Source organism: Ruegeria sp. D6, assembly GCF_056534365.1.
Genome location: NZ_JBQFPH010000003.1, coordinates 474,858 through 483,013, shown reverse-complemented (window position 1 = coordinate 483,013; position 8,156 = coordinate 474,858). Strand labels below are relative to the sequence as shown.

The 8,156-nt window shown below is 53.4% G+C and carries 5 protein-coding genes and 1 pseudogene; 4 read left to right on the top strand and 2 right to left on the bottom strand.

All coding sequences use genetic code 11. The features are described from left to right. Positions 1-149 precede the first annotated feature (149 nt). The 3 genes from ACR0A1_RS14040 (at position 150) to ACR0A1_RS14030 (ending at position 3,736) form a co-directional block, all read left to right on the top strand. A complete protein-coding gene (locus ACR0A1_RS14040) occupies positions 150-1,145 on the top strand; it encodes a helix-turn-helix domain-containing protein (protein WP_480868029.1) in 996 nt (331 codons plus the stop codon). Positions 1,146-1,462: 317 nt separating this feature from the next. Then, on the top strand, positions 1,463-2,479 hold the full coding sequence (locus ACR0A1_RS14035; RefSeq protein WP_170394570.1) for a GlxA family transcriptional regulator: 1,017 nt from the start codon (positions 1,463-1,465) through the stop codon (positions 2,477-2,479). Positions 2,480-2,587: 108 nt separating this feature from the next. Further along, complete coding sequence (locus tag ACR0A1_RS14030; protein ID WP_480868027.1) at positions 2,588-3,736, top strand: amidohydrolase; 1,149 nt, start codon at positions 2,588-2,590, stop codon at positions 3,734-3,736. Positions 3,737-3,825: 89 nt separating this feature from the next. Here the strand turns inward: ACR0A1_RS14030 and ACR0A1_RS14025 are convergent, their stop codons facing one another. Then, positions 3,826-5,805, bottom strand: a complete 1,980-nt coding sequence (locus ACR0A1_RS14025) for a bifunctional 2',3'-cyclic-nucleotide 2'-phosphodiesterase/3'-nucleotidase (RefSeq protein ID WP_480868025.1) — start codon at positions 5,803-5,805, stop codon at positions 3,826-3,828. 240 nt (positions 5,806-6,045) lie between these two features. Beyond that, a pseudogene (locus ACR0A1_RS14020) lies at positions 6,046-6,171 on the bottom strand (IS5/IS1182 family transposase); the annotation flags it as partial. A 355-nt stretch (positions 6,172-6,526) separates the two neighbouring features. On the opposite strand from ACR0A1_RS14020, the gene ACR0A1_RS14015 reads away from it, so the two are divergent. Beyond that, complete coding sequence (locus ACR0A1_RS14015) at positions 6,527-7,858, top strand: nucleotide sugar dehydrogenase (RefSeq protein WP_480751153.1); 1,332 nt, start codon at positions 6,527-6,529, stop codon at positions 7,856-7,858. The last annotated feature ends 298 nt before the right edge of the window (positions 7,859-8,156 follow it).

Here is an 8,156-nt window from a genome sequence, read left to right as displayed (position 1 = left end):
ACCTCATCTGCACATGCCCGCCAATGACCGAATACATGGACGCAGCTGAATAAACCTTAATCAATAAACCCCCGCCAACTGGCGGGGGTTTCAATCCGAGTTCGGGAACGATTGCTCGCGGCCGAAGCGCTAAAGAAGGTGGAGGAGAAATGAAGCATTATGTCCCTGCAAATGACCATGCGCATTTGACCGAAACCACGTTGGCAAGACCTAAACGAGATCATCATATCGAGATCATTCTTTGCGAGGCCGAAGCGGAAGCATCGGCAGATATGCTGGTTGATTTCTATCGTGCCCTGAATGAACTGAACGAAGGCCATACATACATTACAAATATCCGCACCATTGCCGACGGCACGGCGGGCGGACCCTTGCACTGGGCCGGGCGAACCGCGATTTTCTGGGGGGACATCTACAAAAGCTGGCCTCTGACACCGTCGGACAAAACCTGGATCGCCCAAGTATTGAACCTGTCCTACCGATCAATTCTCGTTGGCGGTGCAGCGTTTCTTCTCGCCCAGACTAGTCGCGCAACCAAGCGGATTGCATCGGTTCACCCCAATTTTTCTGCCGCAGCGCAAGAGGTTGGCCTGATCGACGTCGGTTCGGGTACATATTGGTCCTCAGATAGCCGCACCCATAGCGCATCAACCAGATTGGGCACGTTGCGTTTGTTGTCCGATTTTGTTGCCTTTGATCACGGCGAGCATCTGGCCGAGTCAGTACGCAGCTATATCGGGTTGGCCGACAGGCAAACTACATGCGCAAGCCAACTGGCAGCTCGATTGATCAGACGTTCAAAAGCCGACCCAACGGTGCGACAGGTTGTTGAAAAGATGCAGAACAATCTGGAGGATCCGCTTAGGATACCGGAACTTGCGATGGCGCTTGGTGCATCAACGCGCCAGTTACAGCGGCGGTTTCTGGACAGAACGGGTGTAAAACTGCTGACGACGTATCGGGAACTTCGCCTAGAACGGGCCTATGGTCTGCTTCAATTTACCGAGATGACCTATCTTGAAGTGGCGACTGCTACGGGCTTTTCTTCCACAAGTGCATTGGTGCGTGCATTCCGGGATCACTATGATGCATCGCCTGAAAGTGTACGAAATCGGCGATTTGCAGGCAAAACTCAGGCTGTTTAACTTGATCGTGTGAATCGACAGCGCACTCGAATGCGGTTGATACCACACTGGGCCTGACCTTTTGGCATTCACCATTCATGAGGTTGACGACAGATACGATTGTTAGTCCGGTTAACAGTGCTTTGCCACCGGCCCAAATATTGGCCCGGCTAAATCCTCAGTTGCCGTCTTTCAGACAAGCTCGCAGCTACGCGCTGGCCAATTGTTGTCGTAGGACCTCTCGCTTGAGATCTGCGAAGTTGATACGCTGGTGTTTCGATCGATACGATATTGTACGGGCCGGTTATCCATCCAGGTCCGCACTGGGAAAAGAGAGCATGAAACCTAGGAATTTCGTTCCGAAAGGGGCCGCGACGTTCGACATCGATTATGACGGATCATCCAACGAGATCTATTTTCTGTTGCTGCCGAAACTCACCATGCTTGCCTTTAGCGCAGCGGTTGAACCGCTGAGGATCGCCAATCAGGTCACCAACAAAGAGCTCTACAAGTGGTTTCTGATCTCTGAGGATGGGAACCCTGTTCGATGCTCCAATGGAGTCGAAATAGCAGCTGACTTGGCTCTGCATAATTTACCGCGATCATCCAGATTGTTTGTGTGTTCAGGGATCGAACCATCGGAAAGCATTAATTCAACGATCCTTTCGTGGATCAGCCGTCAGAAAGCGTTTGGCTGCAAGCTTGGTGGAATTTGTACCGGCGCATTTACGCTGGCCAAGGCAGGCATGCTGACCGGCAAGAGGTTCACACTGCATTGGGAAAACCAACCCGCCTTTGTTGAACACTTCGAACACCTGACACCATCGGCTAACCTGTATGAGATTGACAATGATCTGATGACCTGCGGTGGAGGTAACGCGGCAACCGACATGGTACTGGACATGATTGAAACCGACTTCGGAAAGGATCTGGCCATCATCGTCTCGGACATGTGCATCCACTCACGATCCAACAATCAAAAAACGCTCCAGAAATCCGCGTTTTCTGTCGCGTTGGGCAGTCGGAACCAATACCTGATCAACGCCATCCAGATCATGCATGAGAATCTGGAAGAGCCTCTGGATATCTCTGAGATTGCCAAGATCGTTCAGATTTCTCGCCGACAGTTGGAGCGGCTGTTTCAAAAGTATGTCGAGGTTTCCCCGGTACAATTCTACATCGAGTTGCGTGTGGCGCGCGCCTACGCGTTGCTAAGCGAAACAGAAATGACCGTTGCTGAAATTGCGGCCGCCACGGGTTTTGGCAGCGCGACCCAACTGACAGTTCGGTTCAAGAAACGATACGGCGCAGCGCCGACCTCATTCAGGCGAGGCTGGTCGGGACAGAACGATTGAGAGATGCCGTGCCGGTGGACCCGGCTGCGATCGTACTCTACCAATCAGGGCTAGAGTCCGAGTTCGCCCCGCTCGGATAGCACCTGTAATCTGGGAACATTAACCGCCATGGAATTGAACCAACCCGAACTGCGCCAACTTAGGCGGTCATTCCACAGACACCCCGAATTGGGCTTCAATGAAACGAAAACCAAAGCCAAAGTTGCGGCGCTGCTGCGTCAATACGGGCTTGAAGTTCATGAAGGCGTGGGCGTGGTGGGTATCCTCAGGGCCGGTCAAGGCAACCGCGCGATCGGATTACGCGCAGATATGGACGCACTGCCCATTCAGGAAGCCAGCGATCATGATTACGTTTCACAAAATCCCGGCATTATGCACGCCTGTGGCCATGATGGTCACATGACGATGCTGTTGGGCGCAGCAAAGACTTTGTCCTCGGATCCCGGTTTCAGCGGCACGGTGGTGTTCCTGTTTCAACCGAATGAAGAGCTTGGCCTTGGGGCTAAAGCAATGCTGGACGAGAATGTCTTGACGCGATTTCCAATCGAAGAAGTCTACGCCATACATAACCTGCCTGGGGCACCCGTCGGGCAGATGTCGACCCGAACCGGTTTAATATGCACATCGGAAAGCCTTTTCGAAATTACGATCAATGGGCAAGGCGGCCATGCGTCCATGCCGCAGTCTGGACGTGATGCGCTAACCGTGGGGGCAGAAATCGTTCTGGCGCTTCAGACAATTGTCGCACGCAAGCTGGCCCCGGGCGCCGGGGCGGTTGTGTCAGTGACCGAATTTCTGACCGACGGGCAGCGCAACGTTCTACCTGGAACGGCAACGCTAAAGGGTGATGCGCGGGCTCGCAGCCCTGAAGATCGAAACAAGATCGAAGAACACATGCGCAAGATTGCACATGGCATCGCATCCGCCCATGGCGTCGAAGTCCAAGTGGATTTCAAAACCGAATTCATCGAAACAATCAACGCACCGATCCCGACCGAGGCTGCCATCCGCGTCGCGCAGCTATCCGGGCTGGACACACTTCCCAATCGTCAACCGATGAGCTTTTCAGAGGATTTCGCGCATTTTTGCAAAGCCGTACCCGGCTGCTTTATCCTATTGGGCAACGGTGAATCCGGCTCCAACGGTCAACCGCTGCATTCGAACGACTACGATTTCAACGATGCGTTACTGCCGATCGGCGCGGAATTCTGGGCAAATCTCGTGCGCCATAGGCTTCCGCTTCAAGACGAAGACTGAACGGGGCCCAGCAACATAGCACCTTCGAACGGCCGTCAGATGAATGATCTAGGACGGCCGCTCACACTATAATTTGGACCTTACCCTTGCTAGAGCCTGATGCGGAATGCCGCAAACCCATCAGCGCCTTCACCGGCATCCTCGATGGTGACGCCTTTGACTTCGCCCATGTAGTCGCGCGCTTTTGGACCAGTTTCAAACAACACGGTAGTGTCAGAAAGCGGCGCGAACGACCAGTTTGCATCGGCCTTGGGATCGATTGTTCCTTGCTCGACGATATACCGCACGATCACGTCGCGGTTGGTGTCAGGGGCTTCGAAAACGACGGTATCACCCATTGCGCCCGGGAAAGAGCCGCCGCCCGAAGCACGATAGTTGTTGGTGGCAATGATGAACTCCATGTCATCCGTGACCGCCTCACCGTTGAAGGCCAAATCTACGATACGGGCTGCATCCGGGTTGATCTCTTCCCCCTTGGGTCCAAAGCGCGACGGTTGCGATAAGTCGATCTGGTAGGTCACACCGTCCATCACGTCGAAATTGTAAGACGGGAAGTCCGGGTTTAGCAAAATCGCATCCTCTGATCCCGCCTCGATCTGGTTGAACATACCCGCCGAGCGTTCCAACCAACCCCGAACCTGTGCACCGTTCACCCGCACCGCGCGCACGGTATTGGGATACAGGTATAGATCAGCCACGTTTTTGATCGCAACATCGCCCACCGGAACATCTGTGTAATAGTCCGGGCCGCCGCGACCCCCGGCCTTGAACGGCGCTGCAGCCGATAGAATGGGCAGACCCTCATGTTCGGTGCCCTTCATCATCTCTTCGACGTACCATTTCTGCGCGATCGAGACGATTTGCACCGATGGGTCATCCGCAACTAACGCGAAGTAGCTGTGCAGCGGAGCCGAAGTCTTGCCGACCGCACGGCGTACATAGGCCAGTGTTTCGTCATGGTCTTTCGCGACCGAGTCCAGCACCTTCTGATCGTCGCCAACAAGTGCTGTGATCGAACGATCTTCGTTGCGCTTTGAAATCGGACGCGCCTCGGACGTTGTCGTCACAACCCGCCATTCGTTTCCGTCGCGCTCAAGCAGCAGGTCCAGCAGGCCAAGATGTGACCCCCAAAATCCGCCCATCACCGCCGGTTTGCCCATCAAGGTCCCCTTGGCGACATCAATGCCGGGACGATCAGCAAAGGTAACGGACGGGAATACGAGGTGATTGTGCCCGGTCACCAGCGCGTCGATGCCATCGACCCCTGCCAAAACGACTGAAGCATTTTCCATTCCATCAGCGTGATCCGCATCCCCAATGCCGGAATGCGACAGGGCGATGACCAGGTCGCAACCCTGCTCTTGCATCTCGGGGACGTAAGCCTGCGCAGTTTCGACAATGTCACGCGCCTGCACGTTGCCTTCCAGATGCTTGCGATCCCAGTTCATGATCTGCGGTGGAGTAAATCCGATGACACCAACCTTGATCGGATGCTTGCTGCCATCCCCCATTTCAATCTCACGCTCAAGGATGGCATAGGGCTTCACCAGAGTCGTATCATCGCGGGGGGACGCCCCAGTCTCTTTTGCAACATTGGCCAGAACCACGGGGAATTCTGCACCAGCAAGCGCTTTTTCAAGGAAATCTAGGCCATAGTTGAACTCGTGATTGCCCAAAGTGGCAGCGTCATAACCAACAGTATTGAAGGCAGTGATGATCGGATGGCTGTCGCCTTCTTTCATGCCACGCTCATAGGCGATGTAATCGCCCATCGGATTGCCTTGCAGAAAATCTCCATTATCGACGAGCAGCGAATTTGTCGCCTCGGAACGGATCTCATTAATGATCGAAGCGGTCCGCGACAGCCCGACAGTATCGCGCGGTTTGTCCGCATAGTAATCGTATGGGAACACGTGAACATGGATGTCAGTGGTTTCCATGATCCTCAGATGCGCCTGATTGTTGGCCGCCGCCGCCGAAAAGGGATGCAAGGTGATGGCAGCAGCGCTGGCGGTCGTAGTGGCAAGAAACTGACGGCGCGAAATCAAACTACGATTGGAATAGGACATAAGGCACCTCTCAGGTTTGTGGATCGACGCGTGTTCTGGATGCTTTTCACAACAAGGGTATGACAGTGAAGATCTTTGCAACAAACATGTCGAACTTGGGGGTAGGATCCTAAAAGCCTATTGTATTGAATTGCACAGTCCAAGCCACTTTACGCACCAAAGGCGATTGCAGCGAACTGCCCCCATCGTCAGGCCTTCCAACCGATGGATGGCGGTTTCCGCGAGAGCGCTAGCTGAGAGTCAGACCCCCGAACAGCGGTCAAAGAGCGTCGCAACGCGCATTAGACCCTTGAGCCTATCGGATATGATCTTGATGCGGTTTTGCCGTTTATACCGGCGCTTGTCATATTTGACCGGGGTCTTGCGCGGACCATAATCGGCATGAGCGGCACGTCAGCGCATATCATTGTGAATGAAAAAGACTATTTCTCTCAATACACACCTATCGTCGAACCGGGGCTTTCTAGGCGACTTCGGGATGAAGGGTCTAGGCGTGCTAACTGCGCGTCAGCCAGCCGATGAACTAAATCATGATTTCAGTTCAATTTTCCAATCGGGAAAAAAGTGAAAGCTGCAAGTCAATGGCTTCCGAACTTGACGAAGTTACAATGGCCAAAACTGTTTGCAAAGCAAATACCCATTGCCTTTTCCACCAAAGCAACTAGTAGAGACGCGACTTCGTATTCGGGCCCCCTCTGACTTTCCTGCGCAGACTTAGATAATGAGCGATTTTGTCATGACACAGACATCACTGGACAACCTGCTACACAAACTTAATGCGAAGCAGGCTGTGATCGGGATTGTTGGACTGGGATATGTCGGTCAACCCCTGGCCCTCAGATATACCGAAATTGGATACCGGGTCATTGGCTTCGATCTGGATGCCACAAAGGTGCAGGACTTAAACTCCGGTCACAGTTCGATTGAGCATATCGACGATGCCCGCATCACAGCGGCACGGGAAAATGGGTTCGAGGCTACCACGGATTTTTCGCGTATCGCTGAGGCGGATGGCATTATGCTTTGCGTGCCAACGCCACTCAACAAATATCGCGAGCCAGATCTGAGCTTTGTCACCGACACGTGCGATCAGATAGCAGATCATTTGCGTCCGGGTCAGGTTATTGCGCTGGAAAGCACAACTTATCCAGGCACAACCAAAGAAGAAGTTTTGCCTCGGCTTGAGAAGAACGGCCTCAAGGTCGGCGAGGATATTTTTGCGGTCTACTCACCTGAACGGGAAGACCCAGCCAACCCGGATTTTACCACCAATACCATCCCAAAGGTTGTCGGCGGGCATACAGGCGCCTGCCTGAAAGCGGGTATCGCGCTTTATGAACACGCAATTGATAAACTCGTACCAGTAAGCTCGACTGAAACTGCCGAGATGACAAAGCTTCTGGAGAATATCCACCGGGCGGTAAACATTGGCCTCGTGAACGAGATGAAAATCGTTGCTGACCGCATGGGGATCGATATTTTTGAGGTTATCGACGCGGCCGCGACCAAACCCTTCGGGTTTACGCCTTACTATCCGGGTCCGGGACTTGGAGGGCACTGCATCCCTATCGATCCATTTTACCTGACCTGGAAAGCACGTGAATACGGCATCAACACACGCTTCATCGAATTGGCCGGTGAAGTGAACACGGCGATGCCGGAATATGTGTTTGGCAAACTCGCCAATGCGCTGAATGATCGCAGCAAAGCGATTCGTGGCAGTAAAATCATGGTTTTGGGCATCGCGTACAAAAAAAATGTCGACGACATGCGAGAGAGCCCTTCTGTCACCTTGATGGAGCTGATCCGAGACAATGGAGGAGACCTCAGCTACTCGGACCCCCATGTGCCCGAATTTCCCACGATGCGGGAACACTTCTTTGAATTGTCATCTGAAACCCTTACCCCTGAGGTTCTGTCGGAGCAGGATGCAGTTATTCTGGCGACCAATCACGATGCCTTTGATTATGAGTTGATCAAAAATCACGCGAAGCTCCTCATCGACACCCGCGGTAAATACCGTACCTCTGAGCAAAATATTGTTCGTGCTTAAATGAAACTGCGACCGGCTCTGCGTAGCTGAGCCGGAACATCTGGCGGATGGTACTTAGGAACGGCTGTCGCTCGTATGATCGCTTACGCGGGACCAAAACTCTGAATGGTTTGACGGTGTCCTAAGCGCTGGATGAATGCGCTGAGTATTGGACCCGCAAGGCAAAAATGTCGGCACTTTCCTGCCATTCCAATCAATTCATAGGTACGAACACCGCCTAAACAACTGGCGGCGCATGAAACGCGCGTTGTTCCGGTGCAGGTAGGCAGATATAGTTGCGGGAAATGTCAGGCCGCCT

Excerpts from the sequence above, each read along its gene's own strand:
- ACR0A1_RS14040 (WP_480868029.1), top strand. The coding sequence starts at position 150 with ATGAAGCATTATGTCCCTGCAAATGACCATGCGCATTTGACCGAAACC.
- ACR0A1_RS14035 (WP_170394570.1), top strand. The coding sequence starts at position 1,463 with ATGAAACCTAGGAATTTCGTTCCGAAAGGGGCCGCGACGTTCGACATC.
- ACR0A1_RS14030 (WP_480868027.1), top strand. The coding sequence starts at position 2,588 with ATGGAATTGAACCAACCCGAACTGCGCCAACTTAGGCGGTCATTCCAC.
- ACR0A1_RS14025 (WP_480868025.1), bottom strand. The coding sequence starts at position 5,805 with ATGTCCTATTCCAATCGTAGTTTGATTTCGCGCCGTCAGTTTCTTGCC.
- ACR0A1_RS14015 (WP_480751153.1), top strand. The coding sequence starts at position 6,527 with ATGAGCGATTTTGTCATGACACAGACATCACTGGACAACCTGCTACAC.